The sequence below is a fragment of the Pseudomonas maumuensis genome (assembly GCF_019139675.1).
In the GTDB taxonomy this organism is placed as follows: Bacteria; Pseudomonadota; Gammaproteobacteria; order Pseudomonadales; family Pseudomonadaceae; genus Aquipseudomonas; species Aquipseudomonas maumuensis.
Genome location: NZ_CP077077.1, coordinates 1,887,785 through 1,912,164, shown reverse-complemented (window position 1 = coordinate 1,912,164; position 24,380 = coordinate 1,887,785). Strand labels below are relative to the sequence as shown.

Annotated in this window: 20 protein-coding genes; 7 read left to right on the top strand and 13 right to left on the bottom strand. The window is 65.5% G+C overall.

Going from position 1 to position 24,380, the window contains the following annotated elements:
- Positions 1-51 precede the first annotated feature (51 nt).
- The 6 genes from KSS90_RS08735 to KSS90_RS08710 all read right to left on the bottom strand — a co-directional run bounded on the left by KSS90_RS08735 (position 52) and on the right by KSS90_RS08710 (position 5,534).
- Positions 52-1,494, bottom strand: coding sequence for an aminotransferase-like domain-containing protein (locus tag KSS90_RS08735; protein ID WP_038706507.1), 1,443 nt, complete (start codon positions 1,492-1,494; stop codon positions 52-54).
- A gap of 282 nt (positions 1,495-1,776) precedes the next feature.
- Positions 1,777-2,586: an OmpA family protein gene (locus tag KSS90_RS08730; protein WP_217869028.1), complete on the bottom strand. Its 810-nt coding sequence runs from the start codon at positions 2,584-2,586 to the stop codon at positions 1,777-1,779.
- Positions 2,583-2,936, bottom strand: coding sequence for a DUF4398 domain-containing protein (locus KSS90_RS08725; protein ID WP_102683122.1), 354 nt, complete (start codon positions 2,934-2,936; stop codon positions 2,583-2,585). The genes KSS90_RS08730 and KSS90_RS08725 overlap by 4 nt, the downstream gene beginning before the upstream one ends.
- 9 nt (positions 2,937-2,945) lie before the next feature.
- Positions 2,946-3,767, bottom strand: a complete 822-nt coding sequence (locus tag KSS90_RS08720; protein ID WP_217869027.1) for a substrate-binding periplasmic protein — start codon at positions 3,765-3,767, stop codon at positions 2,946-2,948.
- Between the two features lie 87 nt (positions 3,768-3,854).
- The gene (locus KSS90_RS08715; protein WP_217869026.1) at positions 3,855-4,784 is read right to left on the bottom strand and encodes an electron transfer flavoprotein subunit alpha/FixB family protein; all 930 of its coding nucleotides are present in this window, start codon (positions 4,782-4,784) and stop codon (positions 3,855-3,857) included.
- Positions 4,785-5,534 (bottom strand): electron transfer flavoprotein subunit beta/FixA family protein, encoded by a 750-nt coding sequence (locus KSS90_RS08710; protein WP_217869025.1) that lies wholly within the window; start codon positions 5,532-5,534, stop codon positions 4,785-4,787.
- A 543-nt stretch (positions 5,535-6,077) separates the two neighbouring features.
- Between KSS90_RS08710 and KSS90_RS08705 the strand changes: the two genes are divergently transcribed.
- Entirely contained in the window at positions 6,078-7,742 is a 1,665-nt protein-coding gene (locus KSS90_RS08705; protein WP_217869024.1) for an electron transfer flavoprotein-ubiquinone oxidoreductase, read from the top strand.
- A 167-nt stretch (positions 7,743-7,909) separates the two neighbouring features.
- Here KSS90_RS08705 and KSS90_RS08700 read toward each other — a convergent pair whose 3' ends face one another.
- The 3 genes from KSS90_RS08700 to KSS90_RS08690 all read right to left on the bottom strand — a co-directional run bounded on the left by KSS90_RS08700 (position 7,910) and on the right by KSS90_RS08690 (position 10,422).
- Entirely contained in the window at positions 7,910-9,235 is a 1,326-nt protein-coding gene (locus KSS90_RS08700; RefSeq protein WP_217869023.1) for an MFS transporter, read from the bottom strand.
- Between the two features lie 53 nt (positions 9,236-9,288).
- Positions 9,289-9,774, bottom strand: a complete 486-nt coding sequence (locus KSS90_RS08695) for a histidine kinase (RefSeq protein WP_217869022.1) — start codon at positions 9,772-9,774, stop codon at positions 9,289-9,291.
- Positions 9,775-9,945: 171 nt separating this feature from the next.
- The gene (locus KSS90_RS08690) at positions 9,946-10,422 is read right to left on the bottom strand and encodes a sigma-70 family RNA polymerase sigma factor (RefSeq protein WP_217869021.1); all 477 of its coding nucleotides are present in this window, start codon (positions 10,420-10,422) and stop codon (positions 9,946-9,948) included.
- A gap of 216 nt (positions 10,423-10,638) precedes the next feature.
- Between KSS90_RS08690 and KSS90_RS08685 the strand changes: the two genes are divergently transcribed.
- The 3 genes from KSS90_RS08685 to KSS90_RS08675 are packed head-to-tail and all read left to right on the top strand — an operon-like array spanning position 10,639 to position 15,187.
- Complete coding sequence (locus KSS90_RS08685) at positions 10,639-11,817, top strand: efflux RND transporter periplasmic adaptor subunit (RefSeq protein ID WP_217869020.1); 1,179 nt, start codon at positions 10,639-10,641, stop codon at positions 11,815-11,817.
- 1 nt (position 11,818) lies between these two features.
- Complete coding sequence (locus KSS90_RS08680) at positions 11,819-13,777, top strand: MacB family efflux pump subunit (protein ID WP_217869019.1); 1,959 nt, start codon at positions 11,819-11,821, stop codon at positions 13,775-13,777.
- A 3-nt stretch (positions 13,778-13,780) separates the two neighbouring features.
- Positions 13,781-15,187 (top strand): efflux transporter outer membrane subunit, encoded by a 1,407-nt coding sequence (locus tag KSS90_RS08675; protein ID WP_217869018.1) that lies wholly within the window; start codon positions 13,781-13,783, stop codon positions 15,185-15,187.
- Between the two features lie 58 nt (positions 15,188-15,245).
- Here the strand turns inward: KSS90_RS08675 and pvdP are convergent, their stop codons facing one another.
- Positions 15,246-16,868 carry a pyoverdine maturation tyrosinase PvdP gene (gene pvdP, locus KSS90_RS08670; protein ID WP_217869017.1) on the bottom strand — a complete coding sequence of 541 codons (1,623 nt, stop codon included), beginning with the start codon at positions 16,866-16,868 and terminating at the stop codon, positions 15,246-15,248.
- Positions 16,869-17,015: 147 nt separating this feature from the next.
- Here pvdP and KSS90_RS08665 point away from each other — a divergent pair, with 147 nt between their 5' ends.
- Positions 17,016-17,948, top strand: a complete 933-nt coding sequence (locus tag KSS90_RS08665) for a siderophore-interacting protein (protein WP_217869016.1) — start codon at positions 17,016-17,018, stop codon at positions 17,946-17,948.
- A 95-nt stretch (positions 17,949-18,043) separates the two neighbouring features.
- Here the strand turns inward: KSS90_RS08665 and KSS90_RS08660 are convergent, their stop codons facing one another.
- The 3 genes from KSS90_RS08660 to KSS90_RS08650 form a co-directional block, all read right to left on the bottom strand.
- The gene (locus tag KSS90_RS08660) at positions 18,044-19,444 is read right to left on the bottom strand and encodes an aspartate aminotransferase family protein (protein ID WP_217869015.1); all 1,401 of its coding nucleotides are present in this window, start codon (positions 19,442-19,444) and stop codon (positions 18,044-18,046) included.
- A gap of 170 nt (positions 19,445-19,614) precedes the next feature.
- Positions 19,615-20,937 (bottom strand): ATP-binding protein, encoded by a 1,323-nt coding sequence (locus tag KSS90_RS08655; RefSeq protein ID WP_217869014.1) that lies wholly within the window; start codon positions 20,935-20,937, stop codon positions 19,615-19,617.
- Positions 20,934-21,617 (bottom strand): response regulator, encoded by a 684-nt coding sequence (locus KSS90_RS08650; RefSeq protein WP_217869013.1) that lies wholly within the window; start codon positions 21,615-21,617, stop codon positions 20,934-20,936. Before KSS90_RS08650 ends, KSS90_RS08655 begins: the two co-directional genes overlap by 4 nt.
- 213 nt (positions 21,618-21,830) lie before the next feature.
- On the opposite strand from KSS90_RS08650, the gene dsbD reads away from it, so the two are divergent.
- Together dsbD and KSS90_RS08640 are read left to right on the top strand one after the other, a co-directional pair.
- Positions 21,831-23,549 (top strand): protein-disulfide reductase DsbD, encoded by a 1,719-nt coding sequence (gene dsbD / locus KSS90_RS08645; RefSeq protein ID WP_217869012.1) that lies wholly within the window; start codon positions 21,831-21,833, stop codon positions 23,547-23,549.
- Positions 23,549-24,379 (top strand): TlpA family protein disulfide reductase, encoded by an 831-nt coding sequence (locus KSS90_RS08640; protein WP_217869011.1) that lies wholly within the window; start codon positions 23,549-23,551, stop codon positions 24,377-24,379. The genes dsbD and KSS90_RS08640 overlap by 1 nt, the downstream gene beginning before the upstream one ends.
- Position 24,380 lies beyond the last annotated feature (1 nt).

Genomic DNA, 24,380 nt, shown 5'->3' with positions numbered 1-24,380 from the left:
GCGTAAGCTGCAAAACGCGTATGCTCCCTGTTCCCCGCTCATCTGACAAGCCTACAGAAGTGAACCTGTCGGCTCGCGGCACAATTGTTGGGCCAACAGCCCCAGGGTCATCACCGCGCGCTCCGCCTCGCGATTCCAGGGAATGCCGCAATTAAGCCGGATACAGTGGTTGAACTGCTCCGTATTACTGAAAATCAGCCCCGGCGCGATACTGATCCCCTGCTCCAGCGCCCGCACGTGCAGCTCCTGGGTATTGACCCGCCCCGGCAGACTGACCCAAAGAATGAAGCCCCCTGTAGGCCGGGTCATCTGGGTGCCCTCCGGGAAATGCTGCTGCACCGCCAGCTGGTAGGCACTGAGGTTCTTGCGATACTCCTGGCGAATGTAGCGCAGGTGACGGTCGTAGCCGCCGTTCTCCAGATAGGCAGCCACTGCCATCTGCGTGACACTGCAGGCCGAGTGCGTGGTGAAGGTCTGCAGGCGCTGGATCTCGTCCTGGTAACGCCCAGCGATCATCCAGCCGACCCGCACCCCAGGCGACAGGGTCTTGGAAAAGCTCGAACAGTAGATCACCCGGTCGAGGCGATCGAACGCCTTGAGCGCCTTGGTGCGCCCCTGCTCGAACATCAGCTCGCCATAGATGTCGTCCTCGACGATCTGTATGTCGAAGTCCGAGGCCAGGCGCAGCAACTGTTTCTGGCGTTCCTCGGGGATAGTGCCGCCCAAAGGGTTGCTCAAGCGCGCCGTCAACACCAGCGCCTTGATCGACCACTGGTTGGCGGCCAGTTGCAGGGCCTCCAAACTGATGCCGGTCGACGGGTCACTGGGAATCTCGATGACCTTGAGCCCCAGCAGGTCGGCCAGCTGCAGCAGGCCATAGTAAGTGGGCGACTCGGCCGCGATCAGGTCGCCCGGTCGGGTCAACACCCGCAGCGCCATCTGCAGGGCATCGACGCAGCCGTGAGTCACCACCACTTCACGCGGATCGACCAGTACGCCGGCGTCACGCATGCGAATGGCGATCTGCCGGCGCAATGGCTCGAAACCCGGGCTGAACATGTAGCTGAAGGCACGCGGGCTGTGGAAGCGCGTTACCTTGGCCAACTGTTGGTGCAGGGCACGCACGGGCAGGTAGTCGACATGGGGCACCGCAGCGCCGAACGGGAAAACCCCATCGCGCCGCGCCTCGACCAATACTTGCTGGATGATGCTCGCCCGGGTGACCAGGCCAGGCCGCTCCACTCGCGCGATATCCGGGGTCTGCGCCGTCAGTGCCGGGGTCTGATGGACGTAGTAGCCAGACTGCGGCCGGGCACGGATCAGGCCCTGATCCTCGAGATTGGCGTAGGCCTGCAGCACGGTGGCATGGCTGACATTGAGCTGCGCGCTCATCTTGCGCACCGACGGCACCCGCTCCCCGGGCTGGTAGACGCCTCGACGGATGTCATCGGCCAGTTGCTGGGCAATGCGCTGGTACAGCAGCAGGTTGGTCATGGCGTGTTCTCGAAGCGCGGACGGGATCGTTGTTCTTATGCGACTCACTGCCGAGGCAGAATACCGTAACAGTTGCGAAGTGTACTGGGACAGATTGCAGGATAGTCAACAATACAGTTGCGTGACAAAGCAACAATCGATACTTGAGTCGGCGCGCCGACAAACGCACCTTTGCCGTTGCCCACTGCATTGAATGCAAAGGCCCTGACGCAAGCGAGCCCACTCCGACAGGTATGTGGAACACCTGCGAGAGCGGGCTCGTCCGTGACTGAAGAGAGGAATTTAACGCGCTGGCGCGAGCTTGCCCTTGTCGTCGGAGAAAACAATCTCAACTCGACGATTCTGCGCCCTGCCCCGCTCCGAGGCATTGGCCTCTACCGGGTACTGGTCACCATAACCCTCGACCTGGATGCGTTTTTCATCCACGCCCAGGTCAACCAGCATATCGGCCACCGACTGGGCACGATCGCGGGACAGCTTCAGGTTCTCTTCCCCCGCGCCGGTGCTGTCGGTGTAACCCTCGATCCGTACCACTCGGCGCGGATTGAGCTGAAGGAACTGCACCAGCTTGAGCACGGTGCGGCTGGCCGAGTTCTTGAGATCGGCCTGGCCGGTGTCGAACAGCACATCACCCAGGGTCATCACCAGGCCGCGATCGGTCTGCTCGGACGCCAGCGCGACAATCTGCGCCTCGACGAACTTGCCTTGCTGCTGCACGCTCGCCAGCTTGGCTTCACGCAGGGCCAATTGCAGGCGCTGACGCTCCAAGTCGAGCTTGGTCAGTCGTTCCTGATTCAGCGCCAGCTTGGCATGCTCACTGGCGATCTCGCTGTAGCGCTGGCTGAGGTAGGCGTAGTGGCGTACATCGCTGCCGGTGCCGACATAACCGGCCAGACGCTCCGCGCGCCCCAGCGATTCGCCGGCACGGATGACGTCACGGGGCGCGCTACGCAGCACATCGGAATTGTCCTTGACCTTCTGGAACGCGGCGCTGGCGTCGTCCAGCGCCGACTCGCTGCGCTGGCTGGCGCAGCCCTGCAACCCCACCAGGGCCAGCAAGGCCAACGCGGCCATGGGCTTGAAGCGGCTCATGGCTGCACCTCCAACTGCTTGCGCAGACGCTTGATACGCGATTGCAACACCTGCAGCTGCTCCTCGCTTTTCTGGTTCAGTACCCGTGCCTCGGCCAGGCGGGCATCGAGCTCGGCCTGCTCGGCGCGCATGCGTGCGTCGCGATAGCTTTCACCAAGCATATTGCTCTTGGCGCGGGCCAGTTTGTCTTCGGCCAACTTGAACTCCGGCACCTGCTCGGTGGCACCGACCGCCTTGGCCTGCTCGAGCGCCTGCTCAGACAAGCGCAGCTGTTCATTGGGTGCCGGGTCATTGGCACAGCCGGCCAGGCCAAGCACGGCCAGGGCGAGCATCAAGGGTTGGATTCTCACACACGCTTCCTACTGTTTGGGGGCACCCTGCGACGCCTGCATCTGCGCCTTCCAACGCTCGACATTGCGCTGCAGCACAGCCTCGCTCGCCCCGGAGATCGGCAATTCTGTCAGCTTTTTCGCCAGTTGTCCGCGCAACCAGCTGTCGTTGCAGGCCGAGTTGTGCGACACCGTCAGGTACAACCCCGGCCGGTCAACCGGCAAGCCCCGCGCGATGAGGTCGTTACCCACGCCCAGGCTCTGGGCCATGGCCATGCCCGAGTAACGCCCGGCCAGCACATAGTCGACCTGGCCAAGCACCAGTTTCTGGAAGGCCTGCGTCAGGTTCTGCGCCGGTTCCAGCTTGAGCTGGGCCTTGGCGAACGCCTCGAAGGCCGGTGTCAGGCGGGCCTTCTCCGACAGGGCGCCCTGGTAGCGGGCAAGGTCGGCCGGGCCGTCGAACACCAGGGGCGCGTCGTGACGGGTCCAGACCAGGTATTCATTGAGCTGCAAGGCTGGGTGGATGTAGTCCAGGCTGGTCAGCTGGGTTACCTGCATCGGCGTGTCGAGCAACAGGTCCATGCGCCCGCTGCGCACTTCCTCCAGCGCCTGCTCGCGCTTGCCGGCGTGCAGCACCTCGACCTTCACCCCAAGCTCGGCGGCGACTTGGCGAAGCAGGTCGACATTGGCGCCGATCAGGTGCTTGGGGTCTTGCGGATCCTGCCAGGAATACGGCGGCGCATCCGGGCTGCCGGTGGCCACCAGGCGCTCGCATTTACCCACTGCATAGGCTTGAGTCGACAGCAACGCCAGCACACAGGCCAGCCCTCCCTTGCTCCAGCGAAACGCCATGCAAACTCTCCCCGCCCCTGAAAAAATCCATGAAAAAACCCGGACCGCCAAGGGCGGGCCGGGTTCTTTATAAGTGAAGCAGGCGGATCAGACCAGCTTTTCCAGCTCCGGAACCGCTTCGAACAGGTCGGCGACCAGGCCGTAGTCAGCGACCTGGAAGATCGGTGCCTCTTCGTCCTTGTTGATCGCGACGATCACTTTCGAGTCCTTCATACCCGCCAGATGCTGGATCGCGCCGGAGATACCGACGGCGATGTACAGCTGCGGCGCGACGATCTTGCCGGTCTGACCGACCTGCATGTCGTTCGGCACGAAGCCTGCGTCGACCGCGGCGCGCGAGGCACCGACGGCGGCACCGAGCTTGTCGGCCAGGGCATACAGGTGCTTGAAGTTGTCACCGTTGCCCATGCCACGACCGCCGGAAACGACGATCTTGGCAGCGGTCAGTTCAGGACGGTCGGACTTGGCCAGCTCTTCGCCAACGAAGGCCGACTTGCCAGCGTCGTGGGCGGCAGCAACTGCTTCGACAGCGGCCGAACCACCTTCGGCGGCCACGGCGTCGAAGCCGGTGGTACGCACGGTGATGACCTTCACGGCAGCGCTCGACTGCACGGTGGCGATGGCGTTACCAGCGTAGATCGGACGCTTGAAGGTATCGGCCGACTCAACCGAGATGATCTCGGAGATCTGGTCGACGTCCAACAGCGCGGCAACGCGCGGCAGGATGTTCTTGCCATTGGTGGTGGCCGGGGCCAACACGTGGCTGTAACCCTTGGCCAGCTCGACCAGCAGTGGCGCGACGTTTTCCGGCAGGGCGTGGGCGTAGGCGGCATTGTCGGCGACCAGCACCTTGGCGACACCTGCGATCTTGGCGGCGGATTCGGCGACGCCACCGACGTTCTGGCCTGCGACCAGCACGTGGATATCACCACCGATCTTGGCGGCGGCAGCGACAGTGTTCAGGGTGGCCGGAGCTACGGCACCGTTTTCGTGTTCAGCGACAACCAGGATAGTCATTTAGATTACCTTCGCTTCGTTCTTCAGCTTCTCGACCAGTTCGGCCACCGACTTGACCTTGATACCCGCGCTGCGGGCAGCAGGCGCTTCGACCTTGAGGGTCTTGTTGGTGGAGGCGAGGGATACGCCCAGCGCGTCGGGAGTGACGGTCTCCAGCGGCTTCTTCTTGGCCTTCATGATGTTCGGCAGCGACGCGTAGCGCGGCTCGTTCAGGCGCAGGTCGGTAGTGACGATGGCTGGCAGGCTCAACGCAACGGTCTGCAGACCGCCGTCGATTTCACGGGTAACGTTGACCTTGTCGCCAGCGACTTCGACCTTGGAGGCGAAGGTGCCCTGGGCGTAGCCGGTCAGCGCGGCCAGCATCTGGCCGGTCTGGTTGTTGTCGCTGTCGATCGCCTGCTTGCCGAGGATGACCAGTTGCGGCTGTTCTTTGTCGACAACGGCTTTCAACGCCTTGGCCACGGCCAGGGAGTTCAGTTCGTCGGCAGCTTCGACCAGGATGGCGCGATCGGCACCCAGAGCCAAGGCAGTACGCAGTTGCTCCTGGGCGGCAGTCGGGCCGATAGCGACGACGACGATTTCGCTCGCCACGCCTTTCTCTTTCAGGCGCACGGCTTCTTCCACGGCGATTTCGCAGAAGGGGTTCATGGACATCTTGACGTTTGCAAGGTCGACGCCGGAGTTGTCCGCCTTGACGCGAACCTTGACGTTGTAGTCGACCACTCGTTTGACAGCTACAAGAACCTTCATGGATTCCTCGTTACTCTCCGGTGAAAAGAATGTCGCCTGGGGGCTGCCCGGCGAATGCGCGTGGGTACAAGGGCACCTCTAAAAACGTATCGACAGCAGTAAAGTTCAGTTGACCGATCAGTCCTGTTACGACCCTGAAGGTCCAAAACCCGCGGGTCATTTCCTGTCGTGGCGTGTAGACTCCACTACAACACCTGATTCGGCCCGTAAACCCTGCTCTACGCCTGGTCTTTAGGGGTGCACCTGCGCCCGACGGTCAGCCTACGGCGAACGCGAAAGCGCTCGTATCTTGACCGTAACACCCAATCCGGTCAATACGGCAAATTGGCCAGCCTCCAGCCGCCCACCTGTGATTTTACGGGCCTCCGGCAAATTCAAACAAACGTTTGTATTGGACCCGCCAAGTGGTGTAGATATAATGCGCGGCCAAGACAAAACGGTGTAGTCCATCACCTGCGAAGCTACAGCACCTGAACGCCGCACGTGACCGTGAACACCCATAAAAGACAAGCAACGCGATGAGCCTTGAGTAGGAGAGAACCTGTGGAACGCGAATACATGGAATTCGACGTGGTCATCGTCGGCGCAGGGCCGGCAGGCCTGTCCGCCGCCTGCCGCCTGAAGCAGAAGGCCGCCGAAGCCGGTAGCGAGATCAGCGTCTGCGTGGTCGAGAAAGGCTCCGAAGTCGGCGCCCACATCCTCTCCGGCGCGGTATTCGAGCCGCGCGCCCTGAACGAACTGTTCCCCGACTGGAAAGAACTTGGCGCGCCGCTGAACACCGAAGTGAAGCGCGACGACATCTATGTGCTCAAGGATGCCGCCAGCTCGACCAAGGTCCCCGACCTGTTCGTGCCCAAGACCATGCACAACCAGGGCAACTACATCATCTCCCTGGGCAACCTGTGCCGCTGGCTGGCCCAGCAGGCCGAGAACCTGGGCGTCGAGATCTACCCGGGCTTCGCCGCCCAGGAAGCACTGTTCGATGAAAACGGCGTGGTCCGTGGCATCGTCACCGGCGACCTGGGCGTCGACCGTGAAGGCCAGCCGAAGGACGGCTTGTACACCCCGGGCATGGAACTGCGTGCCAAGTACACCCTGTTCGCCGAAGGCTGCCGTGGCCACATCGGCAAGCAACTGATCAAGCGTTTCGACCTGGACAATGAGTCCGACGTCCAGCACTACGGCATCGGCCTCAAGGAAATCTGGGAAATCGACCCAGCCAAACATGAGCAGGGCCTGGTGGTACACACCGCCGGCTGGCCGCTGGACGTGATGAGCAAGGACAACACCGGCGGCTCGTTCCTCTATCACCTGGAGAACAACCAGGTGGTGGTCGGCCTGATCGTCGACCTGTCCTACGCCAACCCGTACCTGTCGCCGTTCGACGAATTCCAGCGCCTCAAGCACCACCCGGTGATCAGCCAGTACCTCGAAGGCGGCAAGCGCATCAGCTACGGCGCCCGCGCTCTGGCCAAGGGTGGCATCAACTCGCTGCCGAAAATGGTCTTCAATGGCGGCGCGCTGATTGGTTGCGACCTGGGCACCATGAACGTGGCCAAGATCAAAGGCAGCCACACTGCAATGAAGTCCGGCATGCTCGCCGCCGACGCGGTAGCCGACGCCCTGATCGCCGGCAGTGAAGGCGGTGACCGGTTGAACGGCTATGTCAGTGCCTTCAAGGCCAGCTGGCTGTACGAAGAACTGTTTGCCAGCCGCAACTTCGGCCCGGCCATGCACAAGTTCGGCCCGATCCTCGGTGCGGCCTTCAACTACGTCGACCAAAACTGGTTCGGCGGCAAGCTGCCGTTCACTCTGCACGACACCAAGCCGGACTACGCCTGCCTCAAGCTCGCGGCGGACTCGAAAAAGATCGACTACCCGAAACCAGACGGCAAGCTCAGCTTCGACAAGCTCAGCTCGGTGTTCCTCTCCAGCACCAACCATGAAGAGGAACAGCCCTGCCACCTGAAGCTTGCCGACCCGAACATCCCGATCGCCAGCAACCTGCCGCTGTACGACGAACCGGCGCAGCGCTACTGCCCGGCAGGCGTTTACGAAGTGATCACCCAGGAAGACGGCAACAAGCGCTTCCAGATCAACGCGCAGAACTGCGTACACTGCAAGACTTGCGACATCAAGGACCCGGCCCAGAACATCACCTGGGTTACGCCTGAAGGCGCTGGCGGGCCGACCTACCCGAACATGTAAGCCCCGCCGCCAGCAACAAGAAAAGCCCCCAGGCCATGAGGCCTGGGGGCTTTTTCGTGTCATGCGCCGCGGACTTCCTCAAACGGCTGAGGATGGCGGATCGGCCAACAGGTTAGTCCAACAAGCTCACCTGGAGGTCTGCCCCACCACCGGCGCCGCTTTACCGCCTATTTGTCAGCACACATGATCGGCATCGGCTCGACGCCGAATACCAAGGGCTCGCGGCGCCCGAAGTACAACGCGGTCAACAACCCAACCACGCCCATGATCAGACAAAAGCCGACGCAAACCCACGGGCTCCAGGGCATCAGCGCGATCAGCGCCAGCGGTGTGGTACTGGCCCACAGGGCGTAGGCAACGTTGTAGGTGAAGGAGATCCCCGATACCCGGATTTCTGCCGGGAACAGCCCGACCATCACCGACGGCACCACCCCCACCACGCCACAGGACAGGCCGGCCAGGGCGTAGGCCAGCCAGGTCACGCCCCATTGGCCCACCAGGCTTGCGTACAGGGCGCCGATACCCAGTGGCAACAGCAGGCTGTAAAGCATCAGCGCCCGCCAGGCACCGATGCGGTCCACCAACAGCCCGGCCAGCACGCAGCCGATATTCAGAAAGACGATACCCACGCTGCTCAGTGCGAAGGTATGCCCGGCGCTCATGGCGAAGCGCTGCTGCATCACGGTCGGCGTGATCACCACCAATACCACCACCGCCGAGGTCAGCACGCAGGTCAGCAGCCCCGCCGGGATCAACGCCCGGCGATGCCTGCCAAGCACGCTGCGCAAGGGAAATGCCACCGGCTGCGCCCGCTGTTCGCGCAACGCCAGGAACACGGGCGTTTCACTCAACCAACGGCGCAGCCAGACACCTACCACGCCGAACACCCCACCCAAGAGGAAGGGATAGCGCCAGGCATAGTCGAGAATCTCCTGGGGCGTGAACAGCTGCGCCAGCAAGGTCGCGGTCAGCGCCCCGAGCAGGTAGCCGAAGGTCAGCCCCGCCTGGAGAAAGCCCAGCGCATAGCCACGACGCCCGACTGGCGCGTGCTCGGCAACGAACGTCCAGGCACTGGGCACCTCGCCCCCCACCGCCGCCCCTTGCAGAATGCGCAGCGCCAGCAGGATCAGCGGCGCGGCGTAACCGATGTCGGCGTAGGTCGGCATCACCCCGATCAGCAGGCACGGCAGCGCCATCATCAGGATGCTCAGGCTGAACACCCGTTTGCGCCCCAGGTGGTCGGCGAAATGGGCCATGAGAATGCCGCCCAGGGGCCTGGCCAGGTAACCGGTGACGAAGATCCCGAAGCTCTGCAGCAGGCGCAGCCATTCCGGCATATCCGGCGGAAAGAACAGCTGGCTGAGGGTCAGCGCGAAGAACACGAAGATGATGAAATCGTAGATTTCCAGGGCGCCACCCAGCGCGGCCAGCCCCAGGGTCCGGTGATCGCTACGGCTGAACCGTGGCGGGGGGGAGGTATCGATGGCAGTCATGGCAGCTTCCGCAACGAGGCAAAAGGCCAGAGGATAGCAAATCCACCCACCGCTCAGGGGTTGCGACAGAAGACCGTCTGCGCGAGATTGGTGCGCCGCCGGCCATAGTTCGACGCACCCGCCAGCCCCGGTGGCAACGGTAACTGCCCGACCAGCACCGGCAGATCGATGATTGCCATGAAGGATTCCAGCGCCTCGCTGTCCGGCGCATGGGGCAGGCTTATACTGACGGCATGGCGATCGCTCGGTGGCACGGCAGGCACTTTCAGGTGCGGCGAGTGGTACAGCAACGCGTGCTGGATCTGCGAGCTGACCCGGCAGAAGCGTGCCAGGTCGACCCCGGCATGGCTGGCCAGCTCGATGTTGCCCACCAGCAGGTTGAAGGGTTCAAGGGCGCTATGCACCAGGCGCTGCAGGTCGTCGAAACTCTCCACCGGAGCAATCCGGTAATAACCCAGGCCATTGAGCATCTTCTCCAGCTGCAGGCGCTGGCCGGGGTGCTCGTCGGCGATGAGGATGCGCATGGATTTGTTAGGCATCGTCCGGACCTGGGCAGTTGGGTGGTGACGGTGACTCCATGACCATACTGCGCCGGCAACGGCAACGTCAGGCGGGACGCCTGCACGGGGGGTCTTTATTGATAGTTGTCGTGAACCCGGGAGAAATCAAGTCGCCAACTTACGGAATTTTCACATCCACGGACGGCTCGCTCAGGACTCCCACTGGCGCATGCGAACGCGGCAATGCTTCATGGCGTTGACGATGTGCTTTTCCACCAGGCTGCGGGAAATACCCAGGCGCTCGGCGATCTGCTGGTGCGACAGGCCATCGAGCTTGCGCAGCAGGAAGCTGTCGCGGCAAGGCCCGCTAAGTTCACCCAAGGCTTGCTGCATCAGGGCCAGGCGCTGGTCGAGCTGCATGCTCTGGGTCGGTGCCGGGCTGTGCCAGCGTTCATCGTTGTCGAGCACTTCGAGCGGCTCGGCCTGACGCACCTGGTGCCGTCGGTGATGGTCGATCACCAGATTCATGGCCGTGCGATAAAGGAATGCACGCGGATGCTCGATCCGCTCACCCTCCGTGCGTTCCAGCACCCGGACATAGGCATCGTGGGCCACGTCTTCGGCCGCTTGGCGATTGCCAAGCCGGGCAGACAGGAAACTCACCAATTCGCGATAGTAATGTTCCACGACGGCACCTGGCGTCTCCCTGCTCGAGCGCTGGTAGGCAGGGGCAGTGGGTCTGGATGATATCAGCGTGCGATCTTACAAATTATAATTATTCGCAGCAACACGCAGACCACCCCGACCTTGCGTTAAATAGTCATCAACATCATTCGTTTAACTGGGACCCCCGAGCGCATGCCCCGTGCGGCACTCGGCCACTACCTCCGGCTGGAAGCCCGCATGACACGCACATCCAATACCCGCCGCCGAGTGCTGTTCGGCGCCCTGGGCCTGGCCGGCCTCGGCAGCCTGGTGGCCTGGCAGGTCCTGCCGCTCGGCGGCGCACCGGTCAGCACCGTGCCGGTGATCCGCGCCGACATCGAAAGCAGCGTCACCGCCCTGGGCACCCTGCAACCGCGCCGTTACGTCGACGTCGGCGCCCAGGCCTCGGGGCAGATTCGCAAGTTGCATGTGGAAGCCGGTGACGAAGTACGCCAGGGCCAGTTGCTGGTGGAAATCGACCCCTCCACACAACAGGCCAAGCTCGACGCCGGGCGTTACTCGATCGAGAACCTCAAGGCCCAGCTGGCCGAACAGCGTGCGCAATACCAGCTTGCCCAGCAGCAGTACCAGCGCCAGCAAGGTCTGGCCGCCGCCGGCGCCACCCGCCAGGAGGACCTGCAGACAGCACAGGCGCAACTGAAGGTGACCCAGGCGCGCATCGACATGTACCTGGCGCAGATCCGCCAGGCTCAGGCCAGCCTGCGCAGCGACGAGGCAGAACTGGGCTACACGCGTATCTACGCGCCCATGAGCGGTACCGTGGTGGCGGTGGATGCCCGCGAAGGCCAGACCCTCAATGCCCAGCAGCAGACGCCGCTGATCCTGCGGATCGCCAAGCTCTCGCCGATGACCGTCTGGGCCCAGGTTTCCGAGGCCGACATCGGCAAGGTCAAACCGGGCATGACCGCCTATTTCAACACCCTGGCCGGCGGCAAGCGCCGCTGGACCAGCACCGTGCGCCAGATCCTGCCGGTACCGCCCAAGCCGCTGGACCAGACCAGCCAGGGCGGTGGCAGCCCGGCCAGCGCCACCGCCGGCACCACCGGCAGCAAGGTAGTGCAGTACACCGTGCTGCTGGACGTGGACAACCCGGACGGCGCCCTGATGGCGGAGATGACCACCCAGGTGTTCTTCGTCGCCGGGCAAGCCAGCCAGGTGCTCAGCGTGCCCCTGGCCGCGCTGGACGACACCCCCGGCGACGGCGTGCGCCTGGCGCAGGTGCTGAACAGCAAGGGCCAGGTCGAGGCACGCCAGGTACGGACCGGCTTGAGCGACCGCCTGCGGGTACAGGTGCTCGAAGGCCTGAACGAAGGCGAGCGCCTGGTCATCGGCCTGCCTGCCGCCAGTGGGGGTTGAGATGGCCACGCCCCTGATCGAGCTGTGCGACATCCGCAAGGTCTACGGCGGTGTCGATTCGCCCAGGGTCGAGGTGTTGCGTGGCATCAGCCTGAGCATCCACCCCGGCGAGTTCGTCGCCATCGTCGGCGCCTCGGGCTCCGGCAAATCGACGTTGATGAACATCCTTGGCTGCCTCGACCGCCCCACCTCGGGCAGCTACCGCTTCGCCGGCAGAGACGTTGCCGAACTGGACAGCGACGAGTTGGCCTGGCTGCGTCGCGAGGCCTTCGGCTTCGTGTTCCAGGGCTATCACTTGATCCCTTCGGGCTCGGCCCAGGAGAACGTCGAGATGCCGGCCATCTACGCCGGCACCCCGCCCGCCGAACGCCATGCCCGCGCCCGTGCCCTGCTCGAGCGCCTGGGCCTGGCCAGCCGTACCGGCAACCGCCCGCACCAGTTGTCCGGCGGCCAGCAGCAACGGGTGTCGATCGCCCGGGCACTGATGAACGGCGGGCACATCATCCTTGCCGACGAGCCCACCGGCGCCCTCGACAGCCACAGCGGCGCCGAGGTGATGACCCTGCTCGACGAACTGGCCAGCCAGGGCCATGTGATCATCCTCATCACCCATGACCGTGAAGTCGCCGCTCGCGCCCAACGGATCATCGAAGTACGCGACGGTGAAGTGGTCAGCGACTCGCCCAGCCAGCCATCGGCCGACATCCCCCGGCAATTGCAGGCCAACGACCTGCGCCAGCGCCTGGACCGCGGCGCCACCCAGCGCGGCGCCTGGAAAGGCGAACTGGTCGAATCCCTGCAGGCCGCCTGGCGGGTGATGTGGATCAACCGCTTCCGCACCGCCCTGACCCTGCTCGGCATCATCATCGGGGTCGCCTCGGTGGTGGTCATGCTCGCGGTCGGCGAAGGCAGCAAGCGCCAGGTCATGGCGCAGATGGCCGCATTCGGCTCGAACATCCTCTACCTCAACGGCAAGCACTCCTCCGAGGAACTGATGGGCATCGTCACCCTCGACGATGTCGACGCCATCGGCGAACTGCCCCAGGTCAAGCGGGTCATGCCGGTGATCGGCGACAAGCTCATGGTGCGCCACGGCAACAAGGGCGAGCAGTTCTACGTTGGCGGCAACAACACCTGGTTCCCCGAGATCTTCAACTGGCCCGTGGTCGAGGGCAGCTTCTACAGCGAGGCCGACGAAGCCAACGGCGCCGCCGTGGCCGTGATCGGGCAGAAGGTGCGCGACAAGATGTTCGGCCCCGGCAGCAATCCGCTCGGTCAGTACCTGCTGATCGGCAACGTGCCGTTCCAGGTGATCGGCGTGCTCCAGGGCAAAGGCGCCAGCTCCGGCAGCGAGGACAGCGACGAGCGCGTGGTGGTGCCCTACTCCGCCGCCTCCATCCGCCTGTTCGGCAGCCGCGACCCGGAATACGTCACCATCGCCGCGCAGGACTCCAGCCGGGTGAAAGAGACCGAACAGGCGATCGAGCGCCTGATGCTGCAGCGTCACCAGGGCAAGAATGACTTCGTCCTGACCAACGACGCCGCGCTGATCCAGGCCGAGGCCCGCACGCAGAACAGCCTGTCGCTGATGCTCGGTGCGATTGCCGCGATCTCCTTGCTGGTGGGTGGCATCGGCGTGATGAACATCATGCTCATGACCGTGCGCGAACGCACCCGCGAGATCGGCATCCGCATGGCTACCGGCGCGCGCCAACGCGACATCCTGCGCCAATTCCTCACCGAGGCGGTGATGCTGTCGATGGTCGGCGGCGTGACCGGCATCGTCCTGGCCCTGGCCATCGGCGGCAGCCTGTTGCTGGCCGACATCGCCGTGGCCTTCGCCCTGCCCGCCATCCTCGGCGCCTTTGCCTGCGCCGTGATCACCGGCGTGGTGTTCGGTTTCATGCCGGCCCGCAAGGCCGCCCGCCTCGACCCGGTCAAGGCCCTTACCAGCGAATAACCCATGACGATCCCCTGCCGTATCAGCTTGCTGGCCCTGAGCCTTGGCCTGACCGCCTGCAGCACCCCGCCGCCGCCTGCGGCGAACATCGACGCCCCGCCGGCCTGGCAAGGACCGACCAGCGCCAACCAGGCCCTGCCGGACAACCAGTGGTGGCGCGCCTTTGCCAGCCAGGAACTGGACCGCCTGGTCGAGCGCGCACGCTCGAACAGCCACGACCTGGCGGCAGCCGCGGCGCGGGTGCGCAAGGCCCAGGCTATCGCGGTTATCGCCGGCGCGCCCTTACTGCCAGAAGTACAGCTCGGCTTGGATGGCAGCCGACAGCGCCTGTTGCGCGGTGAAGGCAACAGCCAGCTGGACGCCAGTAGCAGCGAGCGCACCAGCACCTCGTTCGGCACCCGCCTGAGCGCCAGCTACGAGATAGATTTCTGGGGCGGCCTGCGCGCCACTCGCGACAGCGCGCTACGCAGCCTGGATGCCAGCCGCTTCGATCGCCAGACCGTCGAGCTGACCCTGGTCAGCGCCGTGGCCGACAGCTACCTGCGAGGCCTGGCACTCGACGAGCAACTGCGCATCGCCCAGCTCAACCTGGACAATGCCCGCGACGTGCTGGGGCTGGTCGAGGCGCGCGAACGCTCAGGCTCGGCCACCCGCCTGGAGCTGGCCCAGCAGCGCAGCCTGGTGGCGGCCCAGGAACGCCAACTGCCGTTGCTCGAACAGCGTCGCCAGGACAACCGCATCGTCCTCGCCACCCTACTGGGTGACCCGGTGCAGGCCCTGCCCGGAAATCGCGAAATGATCAGCAACGTACAGTGGCCCAGCATCGGCAGCGGCGTGCCCAGCGAACTGCTCGGCCGCCGGCCCGACATCGCCGCCGCCGAGGCGCGCCTGGCGGCGGCCAGCGCCAACGTTCAGGTGGCCCGGGCGGCCATGCTGCCTCGCCTGATACTCGGCGCGAACCTGGGCAGCGGTGCGCGCACCCTGCCCAACGTCTTCGACAGCCCCTACTACACCCTGACTGCCGGCCTCGCCGCGCCGATCTTCAACAACGGTCGCCTCAGCGCCGCACGGGACCAGGCCAGCGCCGAACAGGAGGAATTGCTGGAGCTGTACCGCGGCAGCATCCTGGCGGGCTTCGCGGATGTGGAGAAAGCCTTGAACGCCATCGCCGGTGTTGAACGCCAGCGCCGCTGGCAGGACCAGGAGGTGGAGCAGGCACGCATCGCCTTCGACCTGGCCCAGCAACGTTACGCCGCCGGCGCCGAGACCCTGCTGACCGTGCTCGAGACCCAGCGCACGTTGTATCTGGCCCAGGACCAGCAGGCGCAGTTGCGCCTGGAACAGCTGCAGGGAAGCGTGGCGCTGTACAAGGCATTGGGTGGGGGCTGGCAGACGCCAGGCAAGCTGTAGGGCACGCCCCCCTGCAATCGCGGGTTTGCCCGCAACTGCAGGGGGGGGGCGGGGTGCATCAGGGCACGATGTTCTTCAGTGACAGGTGGCGCGCGTACCAGGGGCGTTGCGGCACCTTGCGCAGCAGGTTTTCCAGCTTCTCCTCGTCACCGAAGGTGATGCGCAGGGCCAGTTTCATGGTCTCCACGTCCATCTCCACCGACTTGCCCAGGCGCATGCCTGGCTGTGTGCTGCAACCATGAGTGTCCGGCCCCAGCCAAGGGTCGTCGACCTCCACCCAGCGGCCTGGGGCGAACCAGGGCACACCGTTGACCTCCAGGCGCCGCACCTGGCCGGGGTGATGACGCTCATGGGCACGGAACCAGTCGTCGATACGGTCGTCGATCCAGCCATGGAAGCCCCAGAACACCGGATGCACATGGGATGAGAACGGATCACCGAGGAAGTCGTTCTCAGGCTCGAACCAGCGCGCGGCGAAATCCGCCTGGTCGCGGGCGAACGGCACCGGCGCGCCATTGTTGGGATCGCGCGGCACCGACGCCCAACACATGTGCAACCAGTCGTGCAGGTTCATCTCCAGTTCCGAACCGAAGGCACCCAGGGTCAGTTTCGACAGGTACACCGGATCCTGGTACTGCGACTCCCATACCTGGAAATTGCTGCAATAGGTTTCCCCGGCCTTGATCGCCCCGACCCACTGGCCATAGGCCTCGTCGCCCGGCGCCTGCCAGCCTGGCGGCACGCAGTAGCCGTCGTGGTTGTCGAAGAATCGGGCGAAACCTGTTCGATCGAACTCGACGCTCGGCTGCGGCAGCGGGAAGCGCTGCCAGGAAGGCAGATCCTGCAAGGTGCGCGCATACATCAGCATGTGCCGGTGCATGAACAGGAAATCGATACCGGAGCCATTGCGGTGCTTGCGCGGGCCACGGGCATCGCGCTCACGGTCCCGTGGCCCCGGCTGCCAGCCCAGGCCACGCAGGGCATCCTGCTTTTTCTCCGGCAGCTTGTGCCACTTGTCGCGAGTGGCGTGCCAAAGCTGGTGGAACAAGCGGTGTTCGGCACCGACCACCCAGGCCAGCATCTCGGGGGTGTAAGGCAGGCGCTCACGGGCCTCGGGGAACAACCGCTTGACTGCGACGAAGCGGCTGTCGGGCACCGGCAGGGTCAGTGGCCGGTCCAGACGCTGCACGCGCCCGGTCAGCGTGCCGCTGCCGGCATTGGCGAACTCGGCCCAGACTTCGTCCAGACTGGCCACGCATTCATAGCCCGGCCCGCCATGCTGGTTGACCAGGCGCCAGCGCACCTGCGCGCTGCTGGCGCCGACCAGGTCGCCCAGCACGCGGTAGGCCGGCTCGCCAGCCCCACGCAAGCGCTCGCCGGTATCGACGAAACCGCGCAGCCCGCGCCCCTTGGTGGCGACGTCGAGGAACATCTCGACACCTTGCTGGGGCAGCCCATCCAGGCCGCGTTCGGCACCCTCGAAGCGGATTTCCCAGACGCCGCGCAGTTGGTCCGCGAGTATCTGGCCTGCGTAGTCGGCCAGCTCGACGCTGGCTTCCCCAGGCGTGACGATGTCGTCCTCGGGGTCATGGGTCAACTGCTTGTGCGCGTAATAGGCCGCCGTGCCTGTGGCGCCCGCCACAGCCAGGCCGGCGATGAATCCTCGTCGGGAAATTGTCATTGCGCCTCAATCCGTCTTCGCGTGCCGCGACTGCTATCCAAGCTAGAACGTAGGCGGGCCGGGGAAATTTAGGCGCGGCACGCACCGGCTAATTAACCGCGCAGTGCGCTCGTCTGATGGATATCTCCCGCTGACAGAGGCATGCCCATGACCTCCCCGCTTGCCCGCCTGGCACCTGCTGCCCAGACCACGCCCTACCGGCTCTTCGACCTCGACCTCAAAGCCATCGAAACCCTGAGCCCCTCACTGACGCGCTTCGTCTTCACCGGCGAGGACGTCGCGCAGATGACCACCCTGGCCCCCGACCAGCGCGTCAAGTTGCTGTTTCCGACGCCAGCCGGCGCGCCATCCAACCTGCCCAAGCACGCGCAATGGCAGCAGGCGCGGCGCGAACTGCCGGCGCAAGACATGCCGCCCATGCGCACCTACACCATCCGCGCCCTGCGCCGCGAGGCGCTGGAGGTGGATGTGGACTTCGTCCTGCACGGCGTCAATGGCCCCGCCTCGGCCTGGGCCACCCATGCCCGCGTCGGCGACCGCCTGCAGATGGTCGCCCCCAACCTGGCGTATGCCGACGACGCCGGCGGCTATGAGTGGAAACCGCCACGCAGCGCCCGGCGCATTCTGCTGATCGGTGACGAAACCGCCCTGCCGGCGATTGCCGGCATCCTCGAACAGCTGGCCACGACCGCGCCGGAGCTGGCAGTCGAAGCCTTCATCGAAGTCCCGTTGGAAGCCGACTGTCTCGACCTGCGCCAGAGCCCGGCCACCCGCCTGCACTGGCTGCCACGCGACCTGCTGCGCAGCGAGCACGGCCAAGGCATGCAGCACGCCGTGCGCGAGCTGGCCAGCCTGCCGGCGCTGCGTGGCGCGTCGACAGTCGAGCTGGAAGACGTGGATATCGACGAAACCATCTTGTGGGAACAGGCCTGCGGCGAACACGGCGACTTCCATGCCTGGATCGCCGGGGAGTCGGGGACTGTCATGGATATCCGCCGCTACCTGATCAAGGAACGCGGGCTGCCGCGAGAAAGCCTGACGCTGATGGGGTACTGGCGCGCCGGGCGCGTGTTCGACTGAGCATGAGCAGGGGCGCCTTGCGCCCCATCGCCGGCTTGCCGGCGATGGGGCCCTGACCAGCAATAGACGAAGGGGCTGAACGCAGCCCCGGAACATCAACCGGCCTTGACCGCCGCCGCGACGGCTTCGGCAAATCTTGCGGCCACTTCATCGATCTGTTCGGCACTGATGATCAACGGCGGCAGGAAGCGCACCACAGCACCATGGCGGCCACCCAGCTCGAGGATCAGGCCGCGGCGCAGGCACTCGCGCTGCACCTTCGGCGCCAGGCTGCGGCATGCCGGCGGGTGTCCCTGCGCGTCGCGCTTGCCCGCCGGATCCACCAGCTCCACGCCCAGCATCAAGCCGCGACCACGAATGTCGCCGAGCTGCGGATAGTCCTGCTGCAAGCGTTGCAGGTGCCCGCGCAGGCGCTGGCCCATGGCTTCGGCGTGTTCGCACAGACGGTGCTCGACCAGATACTTCATCACCGCGGAGCCCGCGGCCATGGCCATCTGGTTACCACGGAAGGTGCCGGCATGGGCGCCCGGCGACCACTGGTCGAGCCAATCGCGGTAGACCATCACCGCCAGCGGCAGGCTGCCGCCGATGGCCTTGGACAGGGTGACCACGTCCGGCACGATGCCGGCGTGCTCGAAGGCGAACATCTTGCCGGTGCGGGCAAAACCGCTCTGGATCTCGTCGACGATCAGCGCCACTCCGGCCTGCTCGGTGATCCGGCGCAACCCGCGCAGCCACTCGATATCGGCAGGGATCACGCCACCCTCGCCCTGCACCACCTCGACGATCACCGCCGCCGGCAGCGCCACCCCGGCCTCGGGGTCGTTCAGCAGGTTTTCCAGGTAGTGCAGGTTGGCGCGCACGCCCGCCTCGCCACCCAGGCCAAACGGGCAACGGTAGTCATAGGGGTAAGGCAGGAACTGCACGCCATTGTTCAGCAGCGCGCCAAGGGGCTTTTTCGGCCCGAGGCTGCCCATCAGGCTCAAGGCGCCCTGGGTCATGCCGTGGTAGGCACCCTGGAACGCCAGCACGGTGCTGCGCCCGGTCACGGTGCGCACCAGCTTGAGCGCGGCCTCCACCGCATCGGTGCCGGTCGGGCCGCAGAACTGGATCTTGGCTTCGCCTCGCAGCCCCTCGGGCAACAGGCCGAACAGGTCCTGGACGAACTGGTCCTTGACCGGCGTGGTCAGGTCCAGGGTATGCAGTGGCAACTCGTCGGCCAGCACCCGCTGGATGGCGTCGATCACTACCGGATGGTTGTGCCCGAGGGCCAGCGTGCCGGCACCGGCCAGACAGTCGATGAACTGGCGGCCCTCGACGTCCTCGACATACAGGCCACGGGCGCGCTTGAGCGCCAGCGGGATACGCCGTGGGTAACTGCGGGCGTTGGACTCCTGCTGTTGCTGGCGCAGCAACAGGGGTGAGTCCTCGAATTCGTACAGCGGGCGCGGCGTATTGGCCGGCAACACCTGGGCAAGGCTGGAAGCGGTCGACATCGGAAAATCCCTCGCAAGCAAGCGAATGTGCCCGCCACGCGCCCTGTAACCGGATGTGTGTCGGGTTCTTATCGCTTGAAAAACGCTTCAGCGAGCTGCGGATTTAGCGGTTGGCGTAGGATTTGTTACGCCGACGCGGCCTCAACACCAGCCAGCCAACGCCCAGCGGATCAACTGCCCGAGCGCGCCGGTACCTGCAGGCAAACCCGCAAGCCATCGGCCTGGCTGTCGAAACGCAGGCTGCCGGCGCAGCGCTGGACAATGGCCTGGACGATCGCCAGGCCCAGGCCGCAGCCACCACTCTGGCCGTTGCGCCAGAAACGCTCGGTCAGGTGTTCGAGATCGCCCTGCGCAATACCTGGACCATGGTCGCGCACGAGGAAATCCACCTGGCCGTCCTGCGCCTGCACATCCAGCTCCACGGCGGCATCGCCGCCATGGCGCAGGGCGTTGTCCAGCAGGTTGCGCAGTGCCGCCACCGCCAGCGGCGCCGGCATGCTCAGGTAGACCTTGGCCGCCGCCTCGGGCAGGTGCAGGTGAATACGTCGGTTGTCGCCGCCCCCGGCATCCTCGATGGCCTGTCGGGCGACCTGAGCGGCGCTGCATTGCACGCCATCATCGAACGACAGGCTGCCTTCGACCCGCGCCAGCATCAGCAACTGCTCCAACGTGCGGTGCATGCGGTCAGCGCCCTGCTCGGCGTGTTCCAGGGCCTGTTCGCGCACCGCGCCGTCGGTCATGCGCGCCACCTGCAGGTGGGTCTTGATCGCGGTCAACGGGCTGCGCAGCTCGTGGGCGGCGTCGTCGGTCAGGCGGCGTTCGCGCTCAAGGGTCTGGGCGATGCGCAGGAACAGCTGATTTTGCGTATCGAGCAACGGCTGCAGTTCGCTGGGCAGGCCGGACACCTGCAAGGGATCAACGCTGTCGGCGCGGCGCCTGCGCAAGGCGTCACGCATCCGGTTGAGCGGTTCCAAGCCTTTGCCCAGGCCGATCCACAACAACCCCAGGCTGCCCAGCAGGGCCATCAACACTGGCGCCGAGGCCGCCAGCAGGATCGACTGGTTCAGCGCCTCGCGCTCCTGGTGACGATCGGCGGTGGTGATGCGCACGTCGCCATGGTTGTAGGTGAAAGTACGCCATGAGGCGCCATCGATGGTCTGGTCACGGAACCCGCTGCGCTCGTCGTCCATGGCGCCATCGTGCTTGTGGTTGCTGGCGAGGATCTCGCCGCGCAACGAGCTGACCTGGCAGGCCATGCCATCCGGCACGCTGAACTGGTCGGCGGAGAAATGCGCGTCCTGACCCTTGGCGGCCAAGGGCTGTGGCAACTGGTCGATCAACCCCGCGACCATGCGCGCCGAGGCCACCAGCCGCTGGTCGAGGGAGAACATCATCTGCTGGCGCAGGTCACGCAGCATCCAGGCCGCCGCCAGTGCCCAGATGACGATGAAGACGCTGCCGAGGATCAGCGACAGGCGTACCCGCAGGCTCATGATGCGGCCTCCTCCGGCGCCTGGGCCGGCCCCAGGCGATAGCCGAGCCCGCGCACTGTTTCGACGATGCTGTTGCCCAGCTTGCGCCGCAGGTGGTGGATATGCACGTTCAGCGCATTGCTTTCGACCTCGTCGCCGAAACCGTAGACGCAATCCTTGAGCTGCTCGCTGGACAGTACACGCCCCGGGTTCTGCAGCAGCGCCTGGAGCAGCGCCTGTTCGCGCCGCGACAAGTCCAGTGGCCGGCCAGCCAGAGAGGCCTCGCAACTACTGGGGTCGTACCGCAGCGGGCCATGCTCGATCACGTTCACCGCCCGCCCAGCCACACGGCGTAACAAGGTGTGCAGACGAGCAGCCAGTTCGCGCAGGTCGAAGGGCTTGAGCAGGTAGTCGTCGGCGCCGGCCTGCAGGCCATCGACTCGGTCGGTGATCGCGTCACGGGCGGTGAGTACCAATACCGGCAGAACCTCGCCCTGCTGGCGCAGGCGGCGCAGCAACTTCAGGCCATCTTCGTCGGGCAGTCCCAGGTCGAGGATCATCACGTCGAACTTCGCGGTCTGCAGCATCTGCCGGGCCTGCGAGGCGCTGGCCACCCGGTCCACGGTCAGGCCCTGGGCCGAAAGGCCAGCGCAGATGCCGCTGGCGATCAGGTCGTCGTCCTCACAGAGCAGAACGTGCATGGGGGGTCTCCTGGGTGGGGAAGATGGCATTGCACCGATTCGTGATTAAGGGGGGATTATGAACCGGTTTGGAGATGTTCGTCGGGCTGATAGCATCGGGCCGAACAGCGGCCAGGCGCTGCAACGCTCGCGGCAGTCCTAGGACCAGCTTAACCTTCAGTTAATAACCCAAGGCCAGCATGGCCTCCTTCAAAGTTCTGCCAAGGCGTCGACATGCGTGTTCTCCTGCTTTTCCTGACATTCCTGCTCGCCGGCCCGCTCCAGGCCAACCCCTTTGCGGTCAAACCGGACTTCCTGCCGGTGAACGAAGCCTTCGTACTGACCCACGAGCGCCTGGAAAACGGCCAGATGCGCCTGCATTTCCAGATCCAGGACGGCTACTACCTCTACCAGAAGCGCCTGAAATTCGACGGTTTGCCCCCCGAGCAGCATCCGCCCCTACCCCAGGCCGAGAACCACCACGACGAGTTCTTCGGTGACAGCGCGGTCTATCGCACCGAACTCGAGCTGCTGCTGCCGGCCAACGCCAGCGGTGAACTGCGCCTGGGCTGGCAAGGCTGCGCGGACGCAGGCCTGTGCTACCCGCCGCAGACCACGCCGATCGCCCTTGGCGGGGCGGCTGCGGCAACACCGGCTGCCGACCAGGCCAGCGACCAGGCCCTGGCCGGCACCCTGCAGCAGGACGGCCTGGCCTGGAGCCTGCTGGCCTTCTTCGGCCTGGGCCTGCTGCTGGCCTTCACCCCCTGCTCGCTGCCGATGCTGCCGATACTCGCCGGGCTGGTCCTGGGCAATGGCGCCAGCGCCCGGCGCGGCTGGTGGCTGGCCGGCGTCTATGTGCTGAGCATGGCCCTGGTTTACGCCGCACTCGGGGTGATCGCCGCGCTGCTGGGCGCCAGCCTGCAGGCCTGGCTGCAACAACCCTGGCTGCTGGGCAGCCTGGCGGGTTTGTTCGTGCTCCTGGCCCTGCCGATGTTCGGCGCTTTCGAACTGCAACTGCCGGTCGCCCTGCGTGACCGCCTGGACCGCGCCGGGCAAGGCACCCGAGGCGGCAACCTGTATGGCGCGGCGCTGCTGGGCGCCTTGTCGGGCTTGCTGCTGGGCCCCTGCATGACCGCGCCACTGGCCGGCGCGCTGCTGTTCATCGCCCAGAGCGGCGACGTACTGCAAGGGGCGCTGGTACTGTTCGCCCTCGGCCTGGGCATGGGCGTTCCGCTGTTGCTGCTGGTCACCCTGGGCAACCGCTACCTGCCACGCCCGGGCGCCTGGATGAACCTGGTAAAGGGCTTGTTCGGCTTCGTGTTCCTGGCCATGGCCCTGTACACCGTGCGCGGCCTGCTGCCGGAAACGCTGGTACTGGCGCTTGCCGGCGCCTGGTTGATCGCCCTGGGCTGGGCCGCCTGGCCTGCCCTGCAGCGCCTGCCCGCCTTGCGTGCGATCCCCCTGCTGGGCGCGCTGTGGGGTGGCCTGTTGCTGGTCGGCGCCGCAGCCGGCGGCAACGATGTGTGGCAGCCTTTGCAGCCTTTTGCCGGCAAGAGCACGGCCGCGGCCCCCGCCAGCGGCCACGACGCCTTTGTCACCGTCCGCGCACCGGCCGAGCTGCAACGTGAACTCGATGCCGCCAAGGAACGTGGGCAGTGGGTACTGGTGGACTACTACGCCGACTGGTGCGTGGCGTGCAAAGTCATGGAGAAACAGGTGTTCGCCCGTGCCGATGTCCAGGCCAGCCTTGACGGCGTACACCTGCTGCGCCTGGATGTGACCGCCGACTCACCGGCCAGCCGCGAGCTGCTGCAACGCTACCAGGTTCCGGGCCCGCCCAGCCTGATCTGGGTCGGCCCGGAGGGCGAGGAACGCCGCGCCCGGCGTATCACCGGTGAAATCGACGCTGCCGGATTCCTCCAGCATTGGACCCAAACCAGGAGCCAAGGCTGATGCTCACCGTCACCCTCGGGCCGCTGACCATGGCCCTCAACCACCTGCTGCTGCTTGCCGCGCTGGGTATCGCCAGCCTGGTTGGATGGCGGGTCGCCAAGCGCGGCGGCGAAAACCCGGAGTCGGCACTGTTCAACCTGTTCCTGCTGGGCTTGCTGTTCGCCCGTCTGGGCTTCGTCCTGGCCTACTGGCCGATGTACCGCGACGACCTGCTGCAAATCATCGATATCCGTGACGGCGGCTTCCTGCTCTGGGGCGGGCTGCTGGGCATCGTGCTCGGCACCCTGTGGCAAGGCTGGCGCCGCCCGGGCCTGCGCCGCCCGCTGGGCTGGGCGCTGTTCAGCGGCGCCCTGTTCTGGGGGCTCGCCAGCCTGGCCAGCCATCTCTACAGCAAAGGCACCGAACTGCCCGAGATAAGCCTGCGCGACAGCCGCGGGCAGGCGGTGGCCCTGCACGACTACCGCGGTCGCCCGCTGGTCATCAACATCTGGGCCACCTGGTGCCCTCCCTGCCGCCGCGAGATGCCGGTGCTGCAACAGGCCGAGGACGACTATCCCCACGTAACCTTCCTGTTCGTCAATCAAGGGGAGACTCCCGAGAACGTCAGCACCTTCATGGCCACCACCGGCCTGACCCTCTCCCATGTGCTGTTCGACGGCACCGGCGAGCTGGCCCGCAAGGTCGGCTCCATGGCCCTGCCCACCACGCTGTTCTACAACGCCGAAGGACGGTTGGTCGGCAGCCACCTGGGCGAACTGTCGCGCGCCAGCCTGCGCCACGCCCTGGAACCCTTCGAACGCGCCGATGCGCCCGCCCCACAAGGAAACTGAC